The 641-nt window shown below is 67.9% G+C and carries 1 protein-coding gene; it reads right to left on the reverse strand.

The genetic code is table 11. From position 1 onward, the window contains the following. A partial coding sequence (locus tag AC2CHG_RS31705; RefSeq protein WP_484526239.1) for an AMP-binding protein occupies window positions 1–641 on the reverse strand: 641 nt, incomplete at both ends.

Below are 641 nucleotides of genomic sequence, written 5' to 3' on the forward strand. Positions count from 1 at the left end.
ACAACTCACCGGCCACACCCACCGGCACCGGATTCAGACCCTCGTCCACCACATAGACCACCGTGTTACCCAACGGCCGCCCGATAGGGACGATCGAGCGGCCCTCGATGGTTTCGAGCGTCGGCTCGAAGACGGTGGAGTCGACTGTCGCCTCGGTGCCCCCGTAGGCGTTCACCACGGTGGTGACCGGCTGCAGGATGCCGAGAAGCTCGCGGCAGTCCTCGACCCGCCAGCCCTCGGAGCCCACCGACAGCAGCGCCAGCGGCGGGAAGGGCACGCCCTGGCTCTGGCATTCCTGCACGAGCACCCGCAACAGGGACGGGACCACCTCGAAGCCCGTCGCGCCGGTGCGTTCCATCAGTCGCAGCAGCTCCGGCGGGTCGGTGATGGTGTCGGCATCCGCGATGATCAGCGTGCCGCCGAAGAACGCCGAGCGCAGCAGGTCGGCGAAGGAGAGGTCGACCGAGAGGCTGGAGATCGAGACGAAGCGCAGCGGCCGATCGGTGAGCCCGAACCGGTGGTCCCATGCGTGGGCGATGTGCCAGAGCTGCCGGTGTTCGATCTGGACGCCTTTGGGGTTGCCGGTGGAGCCGGAGGTGTAGATGACGTATGCCAGGTCATCGGGGGTGGCGGTGGGTTCG

It is taken from the genome of Micromonospora sp. ATLC20 (assembly GCF_057196585.1).